Source organism: Streptomyces sp. NPDC047028 (assembly GCF_040644095.1).
Classification (GTDB): domain Bacteria; phylum Actinomycetota; class Actinomycetes; order Streptomycetales; family Streptomycetaceae; genus Streptomyces.
In genome coordinates, this window is the sequence record NZ_JBEYVS010000034.1 from 1 (window position 1) to 20414 (window position 20414).

17 protein-coding genes are annotated in these 20414 nt (G+C 71.0%); 11 read left to right on the forward strand and 6 right to left on the reverse strand.

Translation table 11 applies throughout. The features are described 5' to 3' along the window. Window positions 1-124 precede the first annotated feature (124 nt). Together ABZ854_RS26860 and ABZ854_RS26865 are read right to left on the reverse strand one after the other, a co-directional pair. The gene (locus ABZ854_RS26860; protein ID WP_129307024.1) at window positions 125-493 is read right to left on the reverse strand and encodes a WhiB family transcriptional regulator; all 369 of its coding nucleotides are present in this window, start codon (window positions 491-493) and stop codon (window positions 125-127) included. Window positions 494-667: 174 nt separating this feature from the next. Then, complete coding sequence (locus ABZ854_RS26865; protein WP_361215266.1) at window positions 668-1387, reverse strand: DUF1707 domain-containing protein; 720 nt, start codon at window positions 1385-1387, stop codon at window positions 668-670. A 195-nt stretch (window positions 1388-1582) separates the two neighbouring features. On the opposite strand from ABZ854_RS26865, the gene ABZ854_RS26870 reads away from it, so the two are divergent. From ABZ854_RS26870 to ABZ854_RS26885, 4 genes are all read left to right on the forward strand, one after another. Then, a complete protein-coding gene (locus ABZ854_RS26870) occupies window positions 1583-3253 on the forward strand; it encodes a fumarate hydratase (protein WP_361215268.1) in 1671 nt (556 codons plus the stop codon). Window positions 3254-3452: 199 nt separating this feature from the next. Continuing rightward, window positions 3453-4838 (forward strand): class II fumarate hydratase, encoded by a 1386-nt coding sequence (locus ABZ854_RS26875; RefSeq protein ID WP_361215270.1) that lies wholly within the window; start codon window positions 3453-3455, stop codon window positions 4836-4838. 116 nt (window positions 4839-4954) lie between these two features. After that, window positions 4955-5644, forward strand: coding sequence for a DUF402 domain-containing protein (locus tag ABZ854_RS26880; protein ID WP_361215272.1), 690 nt, complete (start codon window positions 4955-4957; stop codon window positions 5642-5644). A 280-nt stretch (window positions 5645-5924) separates the two neighbouring features. After that, entirely contained in the window at window positions 5925-8027 is a 2103-nt protein-coding gene (locus ABZ854_RS26885) for a SpoIIE family protein phosphatase (protein ID WP_361215274.1), read from the forward strand. Between the two features lie 76 nt (window positions 8028-8103). On the opposite strand, the gene ABZ854_RS26890 is transcribed toward ABZ854_RS26885, so the two are convergent. Continuing rightward, a complete protein-coding gene (locus ABZ854_RS26890) occupies window positions 8104-10524 on the reverse strand; it encodes a transglycosylase domain-containing protein (RefSeq protein WP_361215276.1) in 2421 nt (806 codons plus the stop codon). A gap of 254 nt (window positions 10525-10778) precedes the next feature. Here ABZ854_RS26890 and ABZ854_RS26895 point away from each other — a divergent pair, with 254 nt between their 5' ends. The 5 genes from ABZ854_RS26895 (at window position 10779) to ABZ854_RS26915 (ending at window position 15620) form a co-directional block, all read left to right on the forward strand. Beyond that, a complete protein-coding gene (locus tag ABZ854_RS26895) occupies window positions 10779-11720 on the forward strand; it encodes an SPFH domain-containing protein (RefSeq protein ID WP_361215278.1) in 942 nt (313 codons plus the stop codon). Next, a complete protein-coding gene (locus tag ABZ854_RS26900) occupies window positions 11717-11962 on the forward strand; it encodes a hypothetical protein (RefSeq protein ID WP_361215280.1) in 246 nt (81 codons plus the stop codon). The genes ABZ854_RS26895 and ABZ854_RS26900 overlap by 4 nt, the downstream gene beginning before the upstream one ends. 93 nt (window positions 11963-12055) lie before the next feature. Beyond that, the gene (locus tag ABZ854_RS26905) at window positions 12056-12580 is read left to right on the forward strand and encodes a PadR family transcriptional regulator (RefSeq protein WP_361215282.1); all 525 of its coding nucleotides are present in this window, start codon (window positions 12056-12058) and stop codon (window positions 12578-12580) included. Next, window positions 12577-13266, forward strand: coding sequence for an ABC transporter ATP-binding protein (locus ABZ854_RS26910; protein WP_361215284.1), 690 nt, complete (start codon window positions 12577-12579; stop codon window positions 13264-13266). Before ABZ854_RS26905 ends, ABZ854_RS26910 begins: the two co-directional genes overlap by 4 nt. Beyond that, complete coding sequence (locus tag ABZ854_RS26915) at window positions 13263-15620, forward strand: FtsX-like permease family protein (RefSeq protein ID WP_361215286.1); 2358 nt, start codon at window positions 13263-13265, stop codon at window positions 15618-15620. Before ABZ854_RS26910 ends, ABZ854_RS26915 begins: the two co-directional genes overlap by 4 nt. 82 nt (window positions 15621-15702) lie before the next feature. On the opposite strand, the gene ABZ854_RS26920 is transcribed toward ABZ854_RS26915, so the two are convergent. Continuing rightward, window positions 15703-16659, reverse strand: a complete 957-nt coding sequence (locus ABZ854_RS26920; protein ID WP_361215288.1) for a LysR substrate-binding domain-containing protein — start codon at window positions 16657-16659, stop codon at window positions 15703-15705. 134 nt (window positions 16660-16793) lie between these two features. Between ABZ854_RS26920 and ABZ854_RS26925 the strand changes: the two genes are divergently transcribed. After that, on the forward strand, window positions 16794-17348 hold the full coding sequence (locus ABZ854_RS26925) for a peroxiredoxin (protein ID WP_361215290.1): 555 nt from the start codon (window positions 16794-16796) through the stop codon (window positions 17346-17348). Between the two features lie 3 nt (window positions 17349-17351). Beyond that, window positions 17352-17885 (forward strand): alkyl hydroperoxide reductase, encoded by a 534-nt coding sequence (locus ABZ854_RS26930; RefSeq protein ID WP_361215292.1) that lies wholly within the window; start codon window positions 17352-17354, stop codon window positions 17883-17885. Window positions 17886-17912: 27 nt separating this feature from the next. Here ABZ854_RS26930 and ABZ854_RS26935 read toward each other — a convergent pair whose 3' ends face one another. Together ABZ854_RS26935 and ABZ854_RS26940 are read right to left on the reverse strand one after the other, a co-directional pair. Next, on the reverse strand, window positions 17913-19292 hold the full coding sequence (locus tag ABZ854_RS26935) for an AI-2E family transporter (protein WP_361215294.1): 1380 nt from the start codon (window positions 19290-19292) through the stop codon (window positions 17913-17915). Window positions 19293-19494: 202 nt separating this feature from the next. After that, complete coding sequence (locus ABZ854_RS26940; RefSeq protein ID WP_206739253.1) at window positions 19495-20190, reverse strand: transglycosylase SLT domain-containing protein; 696 nt, start codon at window positions 20188-20190, stop codon at window positions 19495-19497. Window positions 20191-20414: the final 224 nt, after the last annotated feature.

The following is a 20414-nucleotide window of genomic DNA, read 5'->3' on the forward strand; positions in this document are numbered from 1 at the left end:
GGCCATGTCGCTGCGCGGGGTTTGGGCTTGTCGCGCAGTTCCCCGCGCCCCTTCGGGGCGCGACGCCGGCCCGGTATTGAAAAGGCGCCCTCCGTGCGGGGAGGGCGCCTTTTTGCTGGGGTGCTCAGCCCGCCATGCGGGTGGTCGTCGGCCTGTTCTGGAGTTCCAGTTCGCGGCGGCGGCGGCGGGCGAGGACCACTCGGCGTTCTGCTGCGGTGAGGCCGCCCCAGACGCCGTAGGGCTCGGGCTGGAGGAGGGCGTGTTCGCGGCACTCCACCATGACGGGGCAGCGGGCGCAGACCCGCTTGGCCGCTTCCTCGCGGGACAGCCGGGCCGCGGTGGGCTCCTTCGACGGGGCGAAGAAGAGGCCGGCCTCGTCGCGCCGGCACACCGCTTCGGTGTGCCAGGGGTCGTCTTGGTCCCGGTCGCGCGCGGGCACCCGCTGGGCCGGAACGGCGGCTACCTGCAGGGACGAATGCGGCGGTTGCAGCACGGTCTACTCCTGACGACGGCTTCGCGAGTGAGCGACGATGCAGCAAGGTCTACCCGCTGTGCGCGGGCCCATGCACAGCGTTTCCAACGGCGGTTGCGCGGCGGCTTGTTCACGCCCCTCGGCTGGTGGTGCGGGAGGAGGCGATCGTTCCGGCCGGGGCCTGATTCGCCGGAGTCAACGGTCGAGGTGCTTGCGCAGCTTTCTCTCGACGGTGCGCTGGGCGCGGTCGAGGATGTCCGAAACGACCTTGCCCCGCTTGGGCCGGGCCTCGATGTTTCCGAGGACGGCCCACCCCTCGACGTAGATGACGGGCGCGTCGGTCTCGACCGAGTCGAGCGTGTCCACCTCGAAGTTGCCGAGGACGCCGCCGCCGGTGCCGCGCAGCGACACGTTCTCCGGGACGCGGATCTGCACGTCGCCGAAGACGGAGACGGCCTTGATGACGACCTGCTGGTACTCGAAGATCGCCTCGCTGAGGTCGATCTCGACGGAGCCGAAGACCGAGTACGCGTGCAGCCGGCGTCCGGCGCGCCACCGGCCGCGGCGCATGGCGCTGCTGAAGACGGCCACCACGTTGGCGTCGGCCTCGGCCGGGATCGCGCCGGGGGTCGGGCGGGACGGCACCGGCGTGTAGGCGGGGGCGGGCGGGGCCTGGTGGGCGGCCGGCAGGTCCCGGATGAAGACCTCCAGCTCACCGACGGTCTTCGCGTGCAGCACCCCCTCCACGCGCTCGGCGTGCTCGTCTGCGGTCAGCCGGCCCTCGGCCAGGGCTTCGCGCAGGATGTCGGCGATGCGGTCACGGTCGGCGTCCGAGGCGCGCAGCTCGGCGACGCGGGGCGCGGTGGGCGCCGCGGGCGCCGTGTCCTCGGGGCGGGCGTGCTTCTGAAGGTCCACGACAGCAGCGTACCCAAACGCGATAGATCGCGACTAGGGGTGTGGACAAGCCGCGCGTGTCGGGCCCGGCGCCGGAAGAGCCCCGCGCCGGCACTGAGCCTCACCTCACAGGTTCCGTGTCGGTGGCAGGTTCTACGCTGGTGGGGCCCGCCAATGACGGCGGGCCGCCGTCCGTAGAGTGAGGAATGGGCTGAGATGCCTGAGTTCGCGTACACCGATCTGCTCCCCCAGGGAGAGGACACCACCCCCTACCGACTGGTGACGTCCGAGGGCGTCTCGACGGTCGAGGGGCCGGACGGGCGGACGTTCCTCAAGGTGGAGCCGGAGGCGCTGCGCAAGCTGGCCGAGGAGGCCGTCCACGACATCCAGCACTACCTGCGCCCGGCCCACCTCGCCCAGCTCCGCCGCATCGTCGACGACCCGGAGGCGAGCGCGAACGACAAGTTCGTCGCCCTGGACCTGCTGAAGAACGCCAACATCGCGGCGGCGGGCGTGCTGCCGATGTGCCAGGACACGGGCACCGCGATCGTCATGGGCAAGCGCGGCCAGAACGTCCTCACCGAGGGCGAGGACGCGGCGCACCTGTCGCACGGCATCTACGACGCGTACAAGAACCTGAACCTGCGCTACTCGCAGATGGCCCCTCTCACCATGTGGGAGGAGAAGAACACCGGCTCCAACCTGCCGGCCCAGATCGAGCTGTACGCGACGGACGGCGGCGCCTACAAGTTCCTGTTCATGGCCAAGGGCGGCGGCTCGGCCAACAAGAGCTTCCTCTACCAGGAGACGAAGGCCGTCCTGAACGAGGCCTCCATGATGAAGTTCCTGGAGGAGAAGATCCGTTCGCTGGGTACGGCCGCCTGCCCGCCGTACCACCTGGCGATCGTCGTCGGCGGCACGAGCGCGGAGTACGCGCTGAAGACCGCCAAGTACGCCTCCGCGCACTACCTGGACAACGCGCCCACCGAGGGCTCCGCGCTCGGCCACGGCTTCCGGGACACGGAGCTGGAGGACAAGGTCTTCGAGCTGACGCAGAAGATCGGCATCGGCGCGCAGTTCGGCGGCAAGTACTTCTGCCACGACGTCCGGGTGATCCGGCTGCCGCGGCACGGCGCGTCCTGCCCGGTCGCCATCGCCGTCTCCTGCTCCGCGGACCGCCAGGCGGTCGCCAAGATCACGGCGGAGGGCGTGTTCCTGGAGCAGCTGGAGACCGACCCGGCGCGCTTCCTGCCGGAGACCACCGAGGAGCAGCTTCAGGAGTCCGGCTCCGTGGTCAAGGTGGACCTCAACCAGCCGATGGACGAGATCCTCGCCGAGCTGAGCAAGTACCCGGTGAAGACGCGTCTGTCGCTGACCGGTCCGCTGGTCGTGGCCCGCGACATCGCGCACGCCAAGATCAAGGAGCGGCTGGACGCGGGCGAGGAGATGCCGCAGTACCTGAAGGACCACCCGGTGTACTACGCGGGTCCGGCGAAGACGCCCGAGGGGTACGCGTCCGGTTCCTTCGGGCCGACGACGGCCGGCCGTATGGACTCCTACGTCGAGCAGTTCCAGGCCGCGGGCGGCTCCAAGGTGATGCTGGCCAAGGGCAATCGCAGCAAGCAGGTCACCGACGCGTGCGGCACGCACGGCGGCTTCTACCTCGGCTCCATCGGCGGGCCGGCCGCCCGCCTCGCCCAGGACTGCATCAAGAAGGTCGAGGTCGTCGAGTACGAGGAGCTCGGGATGGAGGCCGTCTGGAAGATCGAGGTCGAGGACTTCCCGGCGTTCATCGTCGTCGACGACAAGGGCAACGACTTCTTCCAGAACCCCGCCCCCGAACCGACGTTCACGCACATCCCGGTGCGCGGACCGGGGCTGGCGTAGCACCCCGGGTGCGGCGGGCCCCCGCTTCGGCCTGAACGGCCTCGTCCTCGAACGCCGGACGGGCTGCGATTCAGCCTCTCCGGCGTTTGCGGAGCGGGGGGCCGGGGGCGGAGCCCCCGGAAGGACGGGACGGGTAGGGGCGGCGGGGGCGAGATCGCCGGGTCGGAACATCCCGTCCGTCGCGGGTGCTGTACCCGGTATGACCGAATACCGCATCGAGCACGATTCCATGGGTGAAGTCCGGGTTCCGGCGAACGCCAAGTGGCGGGCGCAGACGCAGCGGGCCGTGGAGAACTTCCCCGTCTCCGGGCAGCGGATCGAGCGCGCGCACATCGAGGCGCTCGCCCGGATCAAGGGAGCCGCCGCCAAGGCCAACGCGGAACTCGGCGTGCTCGACAAGGACGTCGCCGAGGCGATCCAGCAGGCGGCCGGCGAGGTCGCCGAGGGCCGGTGGGACGAGCACTTCCCGGTGGACGTGTTCCAGACCGGCTCGGGGACGTCGTCCAACATGAACACCAACGAGGTGCTCGCCACCCTCGCGAGCGAGCGGCTCGGCCGGGACGTGCACCCGAACGACCACGTCAACGCCTCGCAGTCGTCCAACGACGTCTTCCCGTCCTCCATCCACATCGCCGCCACCGCCGCCGTCACCCACGATCTGATCCCGGCGCTGGAGCACCTCGCCGGCTCGCTGGAGCGCAAGGCGGAGGAGTTCGCCGACGTCGTGAAGTCGGGGCGGACGCATCTGATGGACGCCACGCCGGTGACGCTCGGCCAGGAGTTCGGCGGGTACGCCGCCCAGGTGCGCTACGGCGTGGAGCGGCTGCGCGCCTCGCTGCCCCGGCTGGCCGAGCTGCCGCTGGGCGGGACGGCGGTCGGCACCGGCATCAACACGCCGCCGGGGTTCGCAGCCGCGGTGATCGAGGAGGTCGCCCGGAGCACCGGGCTGCCGCTCACCGAGGCCCGCGACCACTTCGAGGCCCAGGGCGCCCGGGACGGCGTCGTCGAGACCAGCGGGCAGCTCAGGACCATCGCGGTCGGGCTGACGAAGATCGCCAACGATCTGCGGTGGATGTCCTCCGGGCCGCGCACCGGCCTCGCCGAGATCCGGCTGCCCGACCTGCAGCCCGGCTCGTCGATCATGCCCGGGAAGGTCAACCCGGTCGTCCCCGAGGCGGTGCTGATGGTCGCCGCGCAGGTCGTCGGCAACGACGCGACGATCGCCACGGCCGGGGCCGCCGGGAACTTCGAGCTGAACGTGATGCTGCCGGTCATCGCCAAGAACGTGCTGGAGTCGGTCCGGCTGCTCGCGAACGTCTCCCGCCTGCTGGCCGACCGCACGATCGACGGCATCACCGCCGACCGCGAACGCACCCGCGAGTACGCCGAGTCGTCGCCGTCCGTGGTGACCCCGCTGAACAAGTACATCGGCTACGAGGAGGCGGCGAAGGTCGCCAAGAGGTCGCTGGCCGAGCGGAAGACCATCCGGGAGGTCGTCCTGGAGGGCGGGTACGTGGAGCGCGGCGACCTCACCGTGGAGCAGCTGGACGAGGCGCTGGACGTCCTGCGGATGACCCGGCCGTGACGGCCCGACCGTGACGGACGCACCGGATCGGCGGGCCGGAGCGATCATTTCCGGCCAGCCTCCGGCCCGTGACCCGGACCGCGGCGTCGTATGCCCCCGGCACCTAATATCTGTCCATGGCAGACGACGGAGCGATGAGACGAGTGGACGCGCGCCCTGCGACCCGCTGGGCGCCCGGGAGCAGCATCCTGTGGCGGTACCGGGAGAACGCCGGGCCGCGCTTCCACATCGCGCGCCCCGTCACGGTCGTCCGGGACGACGAGAAGCTGCTCGCGGTGTGGCTGGCGCCCGGCACCGAGTGCGTCAGGCCCGTGCTCGCGGACGGCACCCCCGTGCACGTGGAGCCGCTGCGGTCCCGCTACACCAAGCCGCGCACGGTGCAGCGGGACCGCTGGTTCGGCACCGGCGTGCTCAAGCTCGCCCGGCCCGGTCTGCCCTGGTCGGTGTGGCTGTTCTGGGAGCCGGGCTGGCGGTTCAAGAACTGGTACGTCAACCTGGAGCAGCCGCTGGCCCGTTGGGCGGACGGCGTCGACTCCGAGGACTACTTCCTGGACATCTCCGTACACCCGGACCGCAGTTGGCACTGGCGGGACGAGGACGAGTTCGCGCAGGCACAGCGGGACGGCCTGATGGACGCGGCCACCGCCGAGCGGGTGCGGGCGGCCGGGCAGGATGCCCTGGAGGTGATCCGCGCCTGGGGCCCGCCGTTCTCGGACGGCTGGCAGCACTGGCGCCCGGACCCGTCCTGGGCGGTACCGTCTCTGCCGGACGACTGGGACCGTACGCCCGCGCATGTGTCCTCATGAGACCCTTGATGCGCCCCCGGCCCACAACCGTAGGATCGTCCTCCGGAAGAGCAGTCGGCCACAACTCCCGGAACAAGGGCCGGGCCTGACCAGACGTCACCGAGGGGCGGCAGGACGTGAGCGAGGGGCACGAGGGCAACACCGCGGCGGACCGGGGTCGGTTCGCCGGGGGCACAGGAACAACCTCTGACCACGCGGGAATTCCGTTCCTGGGGCACGCATTCCGGGTATCGGGATTCCTGCGGGACCAACTGCGCGCGCGGCGCGCAGCCCCGGACGGATGGATTCGACACGCGTGACGGAGCACTCCACCTCCTCCTACGAGCGCCCGCAGCCGGGCGTCGACCCCGCGGAGGCCCGCGGGGCGCTCCTGCGTTCCCCGAAGCCGCTCGGCGCGACCGCACTGCCGGCCCAGGCCAGGGCGGGTGAGACGCCCCCCGGGCCGCACCAGACCACGCCCTGCCGCCAGGGGAAGGAGCCCGAAGTCAACGGCCCCGAGCACGCCCAGCCCGACACCGCCGAGCCCGACACCCCCCGGCCGCGTCCGGCGCCGGAGGGCATACCGCCGCAGCCGGGCGCCGAGCAGGACCGGGCGCCGGGCGGGCCGGAGCGCCGTACCGGGCGGGGGCTGCCGCGCGGGCGGCCGATGCCGATGCGGCGGGACGGGGACCGGCTCAGGTTCGTGGGCGCCGCGACCCGGCGGATCGCCCGCGGGATCGACCTGGACGAGATCGTGATGGGCCTGTGCCGGGCGACCGTGCCGACCTTCTCGGACGCGATCCTGGTCTATCTGCGCGACCCGCTGCCCGTCGGGGACGAGCGGCCCACGGGTCCGGTGGTGCTGCGGCTGCGCCGCACCGACCGGATCCCGGAGGACCGGGACACCGAGGGCGGCTTCCTGCTGCCCCCGGCGCCCGAGACGGAGTCCTCGGAGCTGGCGGCGCTCGCGGAGCTGTCGGCGGTGACCGCCGAGCTGTGCGAGGTTCGGCCGGGCGGCGCCCTCAACGAGGTGCTGCGCGGGGTGCGGCCGGTGTTCGCGGACGTGCCCGCCGCCCGGGACGCGCTGCCCGAACTGCTCGGCGAGGGCGGCGAGGCCGTCGTACCGGACGGGCAGCACGCCATCCTCGCGCCGCTGCGCGGCCGGCGCCGGGTGATCGGCGCGGCGCTGTTCCTGCGCCGCCCGGAGCGGCCCCCGTTCGAGGCGGACGACCTGCTGGTCGCCGCGCAGCTCGCCACGCACAGCGCGCTCGGCATCGACAAGGCGGTGCTGTACGGCCGCGAGGCGTACATCGCCGACGAGTTGCAGCGCACGATGCTGCCCGAGACCCTGCCCCGGCCGACCGGTGTCCGGCTGGCCTCCCGGTACCTGCCGGCGGCGGAGACCGCGCGCGTGGGCGGCGACTGGTACGACGCGATCCCGCTGCCCGGCAGCAGGGTCGCCCTGGTCGTCGGCGACGTCATGGGCCACTCCATGACCTCGGCGGCGATCATGGGCCAGCTGCGCACCACCGCGCAGACGCTGGCCGGGCTCGACCTGCCCCCGCAGGAGGTGCTGCACCACCTCGACGAGCAGGCGCAGCGCCTGGGCACCGACCGCATGGCGACCTGCCTGTACGCCGTCTACGACCCGGTCACGCACCGCATCACCATCGCCAACGCCGGCCACCCGCCGCCCGTCCTGCTGCACCTGGGCGGCCGGGCCGAGGTGCTGCGGGTGCCGCCGGGCGCGCCGATCGGCGTCGGCGGGGTCGATTTCGAGGCGGTCGAGCTGGACGCGCCCGCCGGGGCCACCCTGCTCCTCTACACCGACGGCCTGGTGGAGTCCCGCCTCAGGGACGTGTGGACCGGCATAGAGCAACTGCGGGAGAAGCTGGCCGCGACCGCGCAGCTGACCGGCCCGGACCATCCGCCGCCGCTGGAAGCCCTGTGCGACGAGGTGCTGGACATGCTCGGGCCGGGCGACCGGGACGACGACATCGCGCTGCTCGCCGCCCGCTTCGACGGGATCGCGCCGAGCGATGTGGCGTACTGGACGCTGGAACCGGAGGACGCGGCCCCCGGCCGGGCCCGCCGGCTGGCCCGGCGCGCCCTGGACCGCTGGGGCATGGAGGAGCTGTCGGACTCGGTGGAGCTGCTGGTCAGTGAGGTCGTGACGAACGCCGTCCGCTACGCCTCCCGGCCGGTCACGCTCCGCCTGCTGCGCACCGATGTGCTGCGCTGCGAGGTCGGCGACGACGTGCCCCAGCTGCCCCGGCTGCGCCAGGCCCGCGCCACCGACGAGGGCGGCCGCGGCCTGTACCTGGTCAACAAGATGGCCCGCCGCTGGGGCGCGACCCGGCTGAGCACCGGCAAGGTGGTGTGGTTCGAGCTGAACCGGGGCTGAGCGGCCTGGTTCCGGCTGTACGACGAAGAGGGGCGCCCGGTGTTCACCGGGCGCCCCTGACGTGTGTGCCGGACCGCTACTGCCCGCTGAGGCCGGGCGGCTCGGGGAGGCCGCCGGGGCCGCCGCCCGGATCCCCGCCGCCGGTATCGCCGCCGGGACCACTGGGGCCGCCGCCCGGGCTCTGGCTCGGCGACTGCGAGGGCGACTGACTCGGCGACTGCGACGGGGACTGGCTCGGCGACTGCGACGGCGACTGCGAGGGGGAATGGGACGCCGGCGGGTGGCTCGACGGCGTCTGCGACGGCGTCTGGGACGGGCTCTGGCTCATGCTCGGGCTGTCCGACGGCTCGACGGCCGCGCCCTGGTCGGTGTTCAGGTCGAACTTGGCCTTGTCGGTGACGCCGAAGGTGTAGGCGGCCCAGATCTTCGCGGGGTAGCCACCGCCGTTGATACGGCCGCTGCCCGGGATGAGACCGGTGGCACCGGTCATGCTCACGTGCGCGAACGGCGCTTTGTCCTGCTCACCGAAGAGTCCCACCGAGGTGACCAGGTCGGGCGTGTAGCCGGTGAACCAGGCCGACTTGTTGCCGTCCGAGGTACCCGTCTTGCCGGCCACCTGCTGGCCCTTGCGCAGCGGGTTGTTCGCCACCGAGACCCTGGCCGTACCGTCGTCGACCACGCCGGTCAGCACCGAGGTCACCGTGTCGGCGGCCGTGGCGCTGATGACCTGGTTCCCGATCGGGTCGGGCATCTCGACCGAGTTGCCCTTCTTCTCCGCCGACTTGACGATGGTCGGGGTCACCTTCTTGCCGTGGTTGTCGAAGGTGGCGTAGATCCCGGCCATCTCCAGCGGGCTGGCGCCCATCGAGCCCAACGTCTGTGCGGGTACCGGCTGCATGCCCGTGGTGTCCATGCCCAGTTGCTTGGCCGTGTCCATCACCTTGGTCATGCCGACGTCGATACCCATCTGGGCGAAGACGGAGTTGACGGAGTCGTCCATGGCCTTCTGGACGGTGATGGGCCCGTAGTTGACCTTGTCTTCGTTCGGCGGACCGAAGCCGACCTTGCGCCCGTGGTCCACGGCCTGGCGGCCACTGGTGCCGTCGTAGATCGTGTTCGCCCGGATGGGCTTGTCGTCCTGCGTGACGGCGTTCTGCTCCAGTGCGGCGGCGAGGATGACCGGCTTGAACGTCGAGGCGGGCTGGAAGTCCTCGCGCGTGGCGTTGCTCGTGTAGTGGTGGTAGTAGTCCTGACCGCCGTACAGGGCGACGATGTGGCCCGTCTTGGGGTCCACCGACACGGCGCCGGGTTCGACGACACCGTCCACCTTGCGCTTCTTCTTGTCCAGCTTGCTGGTGAGCTGGCTCTTCATGGCCTTCTCCAGCGCGGCCTGCTTCTTCCGGTCGACGTTGAGGGTGATGGTCCAGCCGTTGTCCTCGACGGCGCTCTCGGCCTGCTGCTGGGTAAGGCCGTCCCGCTGCATCAGCTGCTGTTCGACCTGCTGGTTGGCGAGCTTGACCAGGTAGCCCTTCTGTCCGCCGAGGCCGGGGGCGCCCTTGGGTTCCTTGGGTATGGGGAACTTCATGGCGTCGCGGTCGGCCTTGGGCAGCCAGCCCTCTTCCACCATGTTGTTCAGGACGTAGTTCCAGCGGGCTTTCACCAGCTTCTTACCGGCGGGCGAGGCGGCCTGCCAGTCGTACTCACTCGGGGCCTGGAGCAGCGCGGCGAGGTAGGCGCCCTGCGCGACCGACAGCTTGTCGGCGTCGACGCGGTAGTAGGCCTGGGCGGCTGCCTGGATACCGTAGGCGCCGCGGCCGTAATAGCTGGTGTTGATGTAGCCGGCGAGGATGTCGTCCTTGGACTTCTCGCGGTCCACCTTCAGTGAGATGACCAGTTCCTTCAGCTTGCGCGTGACGGTCTGGTCCTGGTTGAGGTAGAAGTTCTTGACGTACTGCTGGGTGATCGTCGAACCGCCCTGCTTGCCCTTGCCGGAGAGGGTGTTGAGCAGGCCGCGGGCGGTGCCCCGCAGGTCGACGCCGCTGTCGTGGTAGAAGGTCTTGTTCTCGGCGGCGACGAAGGTCAGCTGGACCTTGCGCGGCACCTTGGACAGGTCCACGATCTCGCGGTTGGTGTCGCCCTGGCGGGCCAGGATCGTGCCGTCGCTGTACTTGTAGACGTTGCTCTGGCGTTGTGCGGCGGCGTTGCCCTTGGGGACGTCGACCATCATGTACAGCGCGATGAAGGCGCCGATGCCGAGCAGGCAGAGCCCGAGGAACGTGCCGAGGATCTTTTTCCAGGTGAAGAGCCGGCGTATTCGGCCCTTGGCCGGTTTCGCCGCTTTGCCGGCGGCCCTGCGGCCGGCCCGGGTGGGGGAGCCGGGAGGGCCGGCCGGGGCGGAGGGGGTGCCCGCGGGGGCCGTGGATCCGGAGCGGTGGCGCTTCGGCGCCGCGCGGCGGCCACCACGCTGTCGCGCTCGTCTGTCGTCCGCTCGTCCCATGAGTCCCTACGCTCCGCTTCCGTCTCAGTGGTCAGCTTCGGGTCAGCTCCGAAAACTAACACCCGTCTATATGACAAAGGACGCCCGATCCGCTCTTTTACGGACGTGACAATCAGCACCTACTCCGAGGGAACCGACGACTGACGGGGTTCGAGGGTTGCTTCGGCGGGGTAAAGTGTTATCACTTAGCTAGAACGAAGCTAAGATCTCACCGGGCCGGACCTGGGCCCGGCGCCACGAGAACGGGGACCCCCATGTCCGCACCCGGCACCGACGCCACCGCCACCGCCGACGTACCCGAGATGCCCGCCCCGCGGGTGCGGGAGTTCACCGCCCACAGCATCGGCGGCGGCCTCGCCCTGCTGCTCGGCCTGATCGGGATCGGCGCCGCCGTCGCCCTGCTCGCCGCGGCGGCGTCGACCGGCTCCGCCGGCGCGAAGGCCGGCCTGATCCCGGCCGGCGTCCTGGTCTTCCTCGCGGCCGTCATCGCCATGCGCGGACTGAACACGGTCGCGCCGGGCGAGGCGAGGGTCGTCCAGCTCTTCGGCCGGTACCGGGGCACGATCCGGCAGGACGGCCTGCGCTGGGTGAACCCCTTCACCTCGCGCACCCGGATCTCCACCCGGGTCCGCAACCACGAGACGGCCGTCCTGAAGGTCAACGACGCCTACGGCAACCCGATCGAACTGGCGGCGGTCGTGGTCTGGAAGGTCCAGGACACCGCCCAGGCCGTGTTCGAGGTGGACGACTACGCCGAGTTCGTCGCCACGCAGACCGAGACCGCCGTGCGGCACATCGCCATCGAGTACCCCTACGACGCCCACGACACGGACGGCCTCTCGCTGCGCGGCAACGCCGAGGAGATCACCGAGAAGCTGGCCGTCGAACTGCAGGCCCGGGTCGAGGCGGCCGGGGTGCGGATCGTGGAGTCGCGCTTCACCCACCTCGCGTACGCTCCCGAGATCGCCTCGGCGATGCTCCAGCGACAGCAGGCCGGCGCGGTCGTCGCCGCGCGGCGGGAGATCGTCGACGGCGCGGTCGGCATGGTGGAGGCGGCGCTCGCCCGGATCGCGGAGCAGGGGATCGTGGAGCTGGACGAGGAGCGGAAGGCGGCGATGGTGTCCAACCTGATGGTGGTGCTGTGCGGGGACCGGGCGCCGCAGCCGGTCCTCAACACCGGGACCCTGTACCAGTGACGGATTCACCGGCCCCCTCCGAGGAGGCCCCGGGGCGCCGGCCGCGGCAGCGCAAGCAGGTGCTGCTGCGGCTGGACCCGTCGGTGTACGACGCGCTCGCCCGCTGGGCCGGGGACGAGCTGCGGTCGGCCAACGCCCAGATCGAGTTCCTGCTGCGCCGGGCGCTGGCGGACGCGGGCCGACTGCCGAAGGAGACCGGTCCCCTGCCCCGCCGCGGGCGCCCGCCTGTTTCGGAACCGTGACAATCGGCCCCCACCTGCGGGGCCGTACCCACCGCCAGGGTCTAAGCACTGCGCGTATACATCCCGCGTATACACCGTGTGTAGAGTGCTGTCATGTCCATCGGTCACACCCTCCTGGGGCTCCTGGAGTCCGGCCCGCGCCACGGCTACGACCTGAAGCGGGCCTTCGACGAGAAGTTCGGTCACGACCGGCCGCTGCACTACGGCCAGGTCTACTCGACGATGTCCCGCCTGCTGAAGAACGGCCTCGTCGAGGTCGACGGGATCGAGGCCGGCGGCGGCCCCGAACGCAAGCGGTACGCCATCACCGACGCCGGGATCACCGACGTCGAGCGCTGGCTCGCGACACCGGAGAAGCCGGAGGAGTACCTCCAGTCGGCCCTCTACACCAAGGTCGTCCTCGCGCTCCTCACCCACCGCGACGCGGCGGACATCCTCGACGCCCAGCGGGCCGAACACCTGCGCAGCATGCGGATCCTGACCGACCGCAAGCGCCGGGGCGACCTCGCGGACCAGCTGATCTGCGACCACGCCCTGTTCCACCTGGAGGCCGACCTGCGCTGGCTGGAACTGACCGCCGCCCGGCTCGACAAGCTCCGTGAGGCGGTGGCCCGATGACCCCTCCCCCCGGCTCTCTGCTGTCCGCCGAGGACCTGCGCAAGGCCTACGGCCCGACGGTCGCCCTCGACGGCGCCGAGTTCTCCATCCACCCCGGCGAGGTCGTCGCCGTGATGGGCCCCTCCGGGTCCGGCAAGTCGACGCTGCTGCACTGCCTCGCCGGGATCGTGCCGCCCGACTCCGGCTCCATCACCTACGCCGGCCGCGAGCTGGCCACGATGGGGGACGCCGAGCGCAGTGCGCTGCGCCGCTCCGAGTTCGGGTTCGTGTTCCAGTTCGGGCAGCTCGTGCCGGAGCTGACCTGCGTGGAGAACGTGGCGCTGCCGCTGCGGCTGAACGGCACCTCCCGCAAGGAGGCCGAACGGACCGCGCTCGGCTGGATGGAGCAACTGGAGGTCGACGACCTCGCCAAGAAGCGGCCCGGTGAGGTCTCCGGCGGCCAGGGGCAGCGGGTCGCCGTCGCCCGCTCGCTGGTCACCAGCCCGCGCGTGCTGTTCGCGGACGAGCCGACCGGCGCACTGGACTCCCTCAACGGCGAGCGCGTGATGGAGCTGCTGACCGACGCGGCCCGCTCCACCAACGCCGCCGTCGTCCTCGTCACCCACGAGGCCCGGGTGGCCGCCTACTCCGACCGCGAGATCGTCGTACGGGACGGCAAGTCGCGGGACATGGAGCGGGCCGTATGAGCATCCGGCAGTGGTCCCGGGACCTGGGCATGGGGGCCAAGTTCGCCTTCACCGGCGGGCGCGAGGGCTGGGTACGGGTCCTGCTGACGGCCGTGGGCGTGGGGCTGGGGGTGGCGCTGCTGCTGCTGACGACCGCGATCCCCAACGCGCTGGCGGTACGGCACGATCGCGACCAGGCCCGGCTCGACTACACGTACGGCCGCAAGCACGTGGTGAAGTCCGACGACACCCTGGTGATCTCGGACGCGAACACCACGTACCACGGCAAGGACGTGCGGGGCCGGCTGGTGGAGCCCGAGGGGCCGCGCGCACCGCTCGCGCCGGGCCTGTCGGCGTATCCGGCGCCGGGCGAGATGGTGGTCTCCCCCGCGCTGAAGAGTCTGCTCGACTCCGGTGACGGCACGCTGTTGCGTGAGCGGCTGCCGTACCGCGTGGTCGGCACGATCGGGGAGCCGGGTCTCATCGGCTCGCACGAACTGGCCTACTATGCGGGCGCGAAGAACCTGGCGTCGCGCATCAACGGCTGGCAGACCGCCCGGATCACCGAGTTCGGCAACCCGCAGCCGTCGTCGTCGGACCGGGCCGATCCGGTGCTGATCCTGCTCGTCCTGGTCGTCTTCGTGGTCCTCCTCATGCCGGTGGCCGTGTTCATCGCGGCGGCCGTACGGTTCGGCGGCGAGCGGCGCGACCGCAGGCTGGCCGCGCTGCGGCTGGTCGGCTCCGACAGCCGGATGACCCGGCGGATCGCGGCGGGCGAGGCGCTCGGCGGATCGCTGGTCGGACTGGTCTTCGGGCTGGTCTTCTTCCTCCTCGGCCGGGAACTCGCGGGCTCCGTCGAGATCATGGACATCAGCGTGTTCCCCAGCTATCTCAACCCCACGCCCGCGCTGGCCGCGCTGGTCGCGGTCGCCGTGCCGGCGGCGGCGGTCCTGGTCACGCTGTTCGCGCTGCGCGGGGTCGTCATCGAGCCGCTGGGCGTGGTCCGTACGGCGAAGCAGGCGCGCCGCCGGCTGTGGTGGCGGCTGCTGCTGCCGCTGGCCGGCCTCGCGATGCTGTCCCCGATGATCGGCCAGGGCCGGGACAACGGGAACTTCAACGAGTACCTGGTGATCGGTGGTGTCCTGCTGCTGCTCATCGGGGTGACCGCGCTGCTGCCGTGGATCGTGGAGGCGGTCGTCAACCGCCTGGGTCCGGGCGGGGTCGCCTGGCAACTCGCGGTACGACGGCTGCAGTTGAGCAGCGGTACGGCCGCCCGCATGGTGAACGGGGTCGCGGTCGCGGTGGCCGGCGCGATCGCCCTGCAGATGGTGTTCGCGGGCGTCGAGAGCGACTACACCAAGGAGACCGGCAAGGACGTCTCCCAGGCCCAGATGCAGGTCAACCTGGTACGCGGCACGTCCATGGCCGCGGCGCAGGCGAAGCTGGCCGCCACGAAGGGCGTACGCAAGGCGACCGCTCTCGCCGGCTCGGACGCCGCCGTACGGAGCTGGCACAGCAAGAAGGGACCGGGCACCTCGGTGCCCCTGACCATCGGCGACTGCACCGCGCTGCGCACGGTGGCCGACCTGCCCTCCTGCAAGGACGGGGACGTCTTCACGCTCAAGGGGGCCGACCAGTCGTACGTCTCGGACGCCGACGTGGCGAAGCTGGCCAAGCCGGGGCGCGCGCTCCACCTCTCCACCGACTACGGCGTCGGCGAGGGCCCGAACGTCGAGTGGACCGTGCCGCACGGGCTGAAGCAGGCCCGCGCGATCACCGCCCCGGACGGGATCGTGTTCGGCGGAATCCTGCTGACCCCGTCCGCGCTGCCCCACAGCGCGGCGCCGTTCATCAGCTCGACGGTGTACCTGTCGCTCGACACGTCCGTACCGGACGTGTACGAGTACGCCCGCAACACCGCGGCCGCGATCGACCCGTTGTCGGACGCGACCGTGTGGGCGGCCACCGAGCAGGCCCGCAAGTTCACCTCCATCCGCACCGGTCTGCTCGCCGGCGCCACCTGTGTGCTGGCACTGATCGGGGCGAGCCTGCTGGTCTCCCAGCTGGAGCAGCTGCGCGATCGGCGCAAACTCCTCTCGGCGCTGGTCGCCTTCGGCACCCGGCGGCGCACGCTGGGCCTGTCGGTGCTGTGGCAGACGGCGATCCCGATCGCGCTGGGCCTGCTGCTGGCCGCCGCCGTGGGCCTGACGCTGGGCCTGGTGCTGCTGAAGATGGTGGGGGCGACGGTGTCGGTGGACTGGCCGAGCGTGCTGACGATGAGCGGGATCGGCGCGGCCGTCGTCTTCACGGTCACCGCCCTCAGCCTGCCGCCCCTGTTCCGCCTGATGCGCCCGGACGGGCTGCGCACGGAGTAGCGGCACGAGGGTCACGAGGGGTGGAGGGCTCTCCCGCGAGGGGACCACGCGGGGATCGCGCGGGGACCACAGCGGGGGCCCTTCACCCCTCCCGCTGTTCCACCACCCTGACCGGCATGGGCCGTAGCGCCTCCCGGAGGGCCGCCGCCAGTTCGTGGTACTCGGCGCCGCGGGCCGCGCCGGTGCGCATGGCGAGGGCGATGCGGCGGCTGGGCGCGGGATCGGCGAAGTAGCCGGTGAGCAGATGGCTGCTGCGGGTCGCCTCCACCTTCAGCGCGGTGCGCGGCAGCAGGGTGCAGCCGAGGCCGCCGGCGACGAGCTGGATCAGCGTCGACAGCCCGGCGGCCGTGGTGGTGACCGGGACGTCCTTGCGGCCGGCCTCGCGACAGATGTCCAGGGCCTGGTCGCGCAGGCAGTGCCCCTCGTCCAGGAGCAGCAGGTTGAGTTCGCGCAGGGCCGCGCGCGGGATGCCCTCGCGGCCGCCGAGCCAGTGGTCGAGCGGGGTGACCAGCACGAAGTCCTCGTCGAAGAGGGGGAGTTCGGTGACACCCGGCATTCCCAGCGGGACCGCCAGCAACAGCAGGTCCAGCCGGCCCGAGGACAGGCCGTCGACGAGGTTCGCGGTCTGCTCCTCGTGCACCTGGAGGTCGAGGTCCGGGTACCGCTCGTGGACCAGCCGCAGCACGGTCGGCAGCAGGTAGGGCGCGACGGTCGGGATGACGCCGAGCCGGAGCACCCCGGTGAACGGGGCCCGCACCGCCTCGGCCTCCTCCATGAGCGCCCCGACCTCGTCCAACACCGCCTTCGCCCGTACGGCCAGCCGCTCGCCTGCGGGCGAGAGCAGCACCTTGCGCGTCGTACGCTCCAGGAGGGTCACACCCAGGGCCTCCTCCAGTGCCGAGACCGCCCCGGACAGCGCGGGCTGGCTCATCCCGATGGCGGCCGCCGCGTCCCGGAAGTGCAGGTACTCGGCGACGGCGGCGAAGGCACGCAACTGGGAGAGGCTCGGCTGCCTCCGCTTCCCGCTACCCGTAGTCACTGATAGCTACCTCCGATCAACTCGACCGAGTGTAGCTATTTCACTAATCAATGCACCCTGTGCCAACATCGATTCCGTCCAACCCACAGGAAGACGCTCCCAAAAGGGGCTATTCCTAGCTGCAAGGAGAGCGTGTGCTCACTGTCGGTGACAAGTTCCCCGAGTTCGAACTGACCGCCTGCGTCTCGCTGGAGAAGGGCAAGGAGTTCGAGGAGATCAACCACAAGACCTACGAGGGCAAGTGGAAGGTGATCTTCGCGTGGCCCAAGGACTTCACCTTCGTGTGCCCGACCGAGATCGCCGCCTTCGGCAAGCTGAACGAGGAGTTCGCGGACCGCGACGCCCAGGTCCTCGGCTTCTCCGGTGACTCCGAGTTCGTCCACCACGCCTGGCGCAAGGACCACGACGACCTGCGCGACCTGCCGTTCCCGATGATGGCGGACGCCAAGCACGAGCTGATGCGCGCCCTCGGCATCGAGGGCGAGGACGGCTTCGCCAAGCGTGCCGTCTTCGTCGTGGACCAGAACAACGAGATCCAGTTCTCCATGGTGACCGCCGGCTCCGTCGGCCGTAACCCCAAGGAGGTCCTGCGGGTCCTCGACGCGCTGCAGACCGACGAGCTGTGCCCGTGCAACTGGAGCAAGGGCGACGAGACGCTCGACCCGGTCGCGCTGCTGGCCGGTGAGTGACCCATGTCGCTCGACTCGCTGAAGTCCCGCGTCCCCGACTACGCCAAGGACCTCAAGCTCAACCTCGGCTCGGTCATCGGCAACTCCGACCTGCCGGCCCAGCAGTTGTGGGGGACGGTGCTCGCCACCGCGATCGCCTCCCGCTCGGCGATCGTGCTGCGCGAGCTGGAGCCGGAGGCTAAGGCGAACCTGACGCCCGAGGCGTACACGGCCGCCAAGTCCGCCGCCGCGGTGATGGCGATGAACAACGTCTTCTACCGCACCCGGCACCTGCTGTCCGACCACGAGTACGGCAACCTGCGGGCCGGCCTGCGGATGAACGTCATCGGCAACCCCGGTGTCGACAAGGTGGACTTCGAGCTGTGGTCGTTCGCCGTGTCCGCCATCAACGGCTGCGGGCTGTGCCTGGACTCGCACGAGCAGGTGCTGCGCAAGGCCGGCGTCGACCGTGAGGTGATCCAGGAGGCGTTCAAGATCGCGTCCGTGGTCCAGGCGGTCGGCGTCACCCTCGACGCGGAGGCGGTACTGGCCGACTGAGCCGCCGTAGCCGCCGCGGAGCCCCGCTCACCCCTGGTGGGCGGGGCTCTCGTCGTTCAAAGCGCCCTCGCCGGGATCCGCGTCAGCCGCGGTCCGCTCGCCCGGGACGGCCGCGTCCTCGGACGCCGCGACCTCAAAGGCCGCGGCCGGTGGCGGCCCTTCAAGGCCCTGCGCCTCCGAGTACTTCTTCAGATAGCCCACCACGGTGTTCGTCACCGCCACCAGCGGTACGGCCACCACCGCGCCGCCGATGCCGGCCACCAGGCCGCCGGCGGCCACCGTGAGGACCACGGCCAGCGGGTGGACGCGGACCGCGCGGCCCAGGATGAACGGCTGCAGGATGTGGCCCTCGATCTGCTGCACGGCCAGCACCACCGCCAGGGTCATGACCGCCGTGAACACGCCCTGCGTCACCAGCGCCACCACGACCGCCAGCGCCCCGGAGGCGACCGCTCCGACCAGCGGGATGAAGGAGAACAGGAAGATGAAGACGGCCAGCGGGACGGCCAGCGGCACGTCCAGGAAGTAGATTCCGAGGCCGATGAAGATCGCGTCGATCAGGGCGACGAGGACCGTGCCGCGGACGTACGCCGTCAGCGTGCGCCAGGCGCGCGGACCGGCACCGGCCATGGCGGGGCGGGCCGCAGCGGGCACCAGCTTCAGCGTCCACTGCCAGATGCGCCGGCCGTCGTAGAGCAGGAACACCGTCGAGAAGAACACCAGCAGGATGCCGGTCATGGTCTCGACGATGACCTGGACGCCCTCCAGGCCCGCGGAGGTGATCTGGTCGGTGTTGGCCCCGATCGCCTCGCGGAGGTTCTTCGCGATCTGGTTGATCTGCTTGTCGGTGACGTGGAACGGGCTCTTCAGCAGCCAGTTACGCAGGTCGTCGATGCCGCTCTGGATCTGGGTGGAGAGCGTGTCGATGTTCTCCATCACCTGCCAGGTCACGAACCAGCCCATCAGGCCGATGACGACGAACCCGGAGATGGCGGTCAGCGCGGTCGCCAGACCCTGCGGCACGCCGCGGCGCCTGAGCCGGGCCACCGTCGGCTGGAGCAGCGCGGTGACGAGCAGCGCGATGACGAAGGCGAAGACGACCAGCTGAACGGCGCTGATGATCCGCATCAGCACCCACACGGTCCCGGCGAGGACCAGCAGCCGCCAGCCGGCCTCGGCGGCGACCCGCACGCCCCAGGGGACGGCCTGCGCCGGGTCGGGGCGCGGCCCCACCGTCACCGTGGTCCGGTGGACGGGCGGCACCGGGTCGGCGACGGGGTCCTCGCCGACCGGTCCGGAGGCGGTCCGCTCCTCCTTCTCGGCCTGCGCGCGGCGCTCGTCCAGGCGCTCACTGATGTCGGTGAGTCCGGCTCCGAGCCGGCCCAGCCACCCTGGCACTCGCGACATGGTCCGTCCTCTTCCCCCGCGCATCCTGGTCCGCCCCCGACCGTACAGTGCGAAAGCCCCTCCCACAGAAGACGGGGAGGGGCTTCACAAGGTTGAGCGCCCCGTAAGGGGCGCGGGACTGCGTTGGATATGCGGCTCCGCCGGGTGGGCGCGACCAGCCACATCCGGCCCGCGGATGACCGATCGACCGAACCAGCGGATGCTAATACCAGTGGTTGGCCTGCCAGAACGACCAAGCCTGGCAGGGACTGCCATACCGGCTGTTCATGTAGTTGAGGCCCCACTTGATCTGCGTGGCCGGGTTGGTCTGCCAGTCGGCGCCCGCAGAGGACATCTTGGAGCCGGGCAGAGCCTGGAACAGCCCGTACGCACCGGAAGACGCGTTCACCGCGTGGTAGTTCCAGCTGGACTCGTGGTCCACGATGTTGCTGAAGCACTGGAACTGGCCGCCCGCCACCATCTGACGGGCCATCGCCTGGATCTGCGCCACGGAGTAGCTGCTCTGGACCGGGAAGCTGGAGGAGTCGCGGCTGGCGCTGCGGCTGGCCGCCTTCTTCGCCTCGATGCGCTCCTTGGCTTCCTTCGCGGCCTTCTCGGCGGACGCCTTCTTGGCGACCGCGGTCTCGGCGGCCGCCTTGCGGGCCGCCTCCTCGGCATCCTTCTTGGCACTCGCGTCGGCCGCGATGGCCTGGGAGTCGGCCTGCTGCGTCAGGGACGCGGTCTGCACCTGCGCCTGCTGGCCGACGGGAATGTCTGCGAGGAGCGTGGCGTCGGTTGCCGTCGCCTCTGCGTCGTTGTTGTGCATGGTGCTGCCCGAGGCAACACCGACGACGCTTCCGACAGCGGTGACCGCGGTGGCCGAGGCCACTGCGAATCCCCGGACCGAGATCCGGCTCACACGGGTTCCTTCCAGCATCGTCCGCTTCGGTGACCCTGGCGGACGCAATCGTGCCCCTGGCACTGGCCTCCCAACTGCGGGGTCACGGGAGGCGCGGGCCCGGTGGGCAACTCCCCTGCGGGGAGCGCCGCGTGGTGCACGGGCGGCATACGGCGACGCTATGGAGTTGACGTGTTACCTCTGTGGTGCCGTACCGCTGGGGGTACAGGTGTGCCGTATGCGGG

Excerpts from the sequence above, each read along its gene's own strand:
- ABZ854_RS26905 (WP_361215282.1), top strand. The coding sequence starts at position 12,056 with ATGTCCATCGGTCACACCCTCCTGGGGCTCCTGGAGTCCGGCCCGCGC.
- ABZ854_RS26915 (WP_361215286.1), top strand. The coding sequence starts at position 13,263 with ATGAGCATCCGGCAGTGGTCCCGGGACCTGGGCATGGGGGCCAAGTTC.
- ABZ854_RS26875 (WP_361215270.1), top strand. The coding sequence starts at position 3,453 with ATGACCGAATACCGCATCGAGCACGATTCCATGGGTGAAGTCCGGGTT.
- ABZ854_RS26885 (WP_361215274.1), top strand. The coding sequence starts at position 5,925 with ATGGATTCGACACGCGTGACGGAGCACTCCACCTCCTCCTACGAGCGC.
- ABZ854_RS26895 (WP_361215278.1), top strand. The coding sequence starts at position 10,779 with ATGTCCGCACCCGGCACCGACGCCACCGCCACCGCCGACGTACCCGAG.
- ABZ854_RS26870 (WP_361215268.1), top strand. The coding sequence starts at position 1,583 with ATGCCTGAGTTCGCGTACACCGATCTGCTCCCCCAGGGAGAGGACACC.
- ABZ854_RS26880 (WP_361215272.1), top strand. The coding sequence starts at position 4,955 with ATGGCAGACGACGGAGCGATGAGACGAGTGGACGCGCGCCCTGCGACC.
- ABZ854_RS26930 (WP_361215292.1), top strand. The coding sequence starts at position 17,352 with ATGTCGCTCGACTCGCTGAAGTCCCGCGTCCCCGACTACGCCAAGGAC.
- ABZ854_RS26935 (WP_361215294.1), bottom strand. The coding sequence starts at position 19,292 with ATGTCGCGAGTGCCAGGGTGGCTGGGCCGGCTCGGAGCCGGACTCACC.
- ABZ854_RS26910 (WP_361215284.1), top strand. The coding sequence starts at position 12,577 with ATGACCCCTCCCCCCGGCTCTCTGCTGTCCGCCGAGGACCTGCGCAAG.
- ABZ854_RS26890 (WP_361215276.1), bottom strand. The coding sequence starts at position 10,524 with ATGGGACGAGCGGACGACAGACGAGCGCGACAGCGTGGTGGCCGCCGC.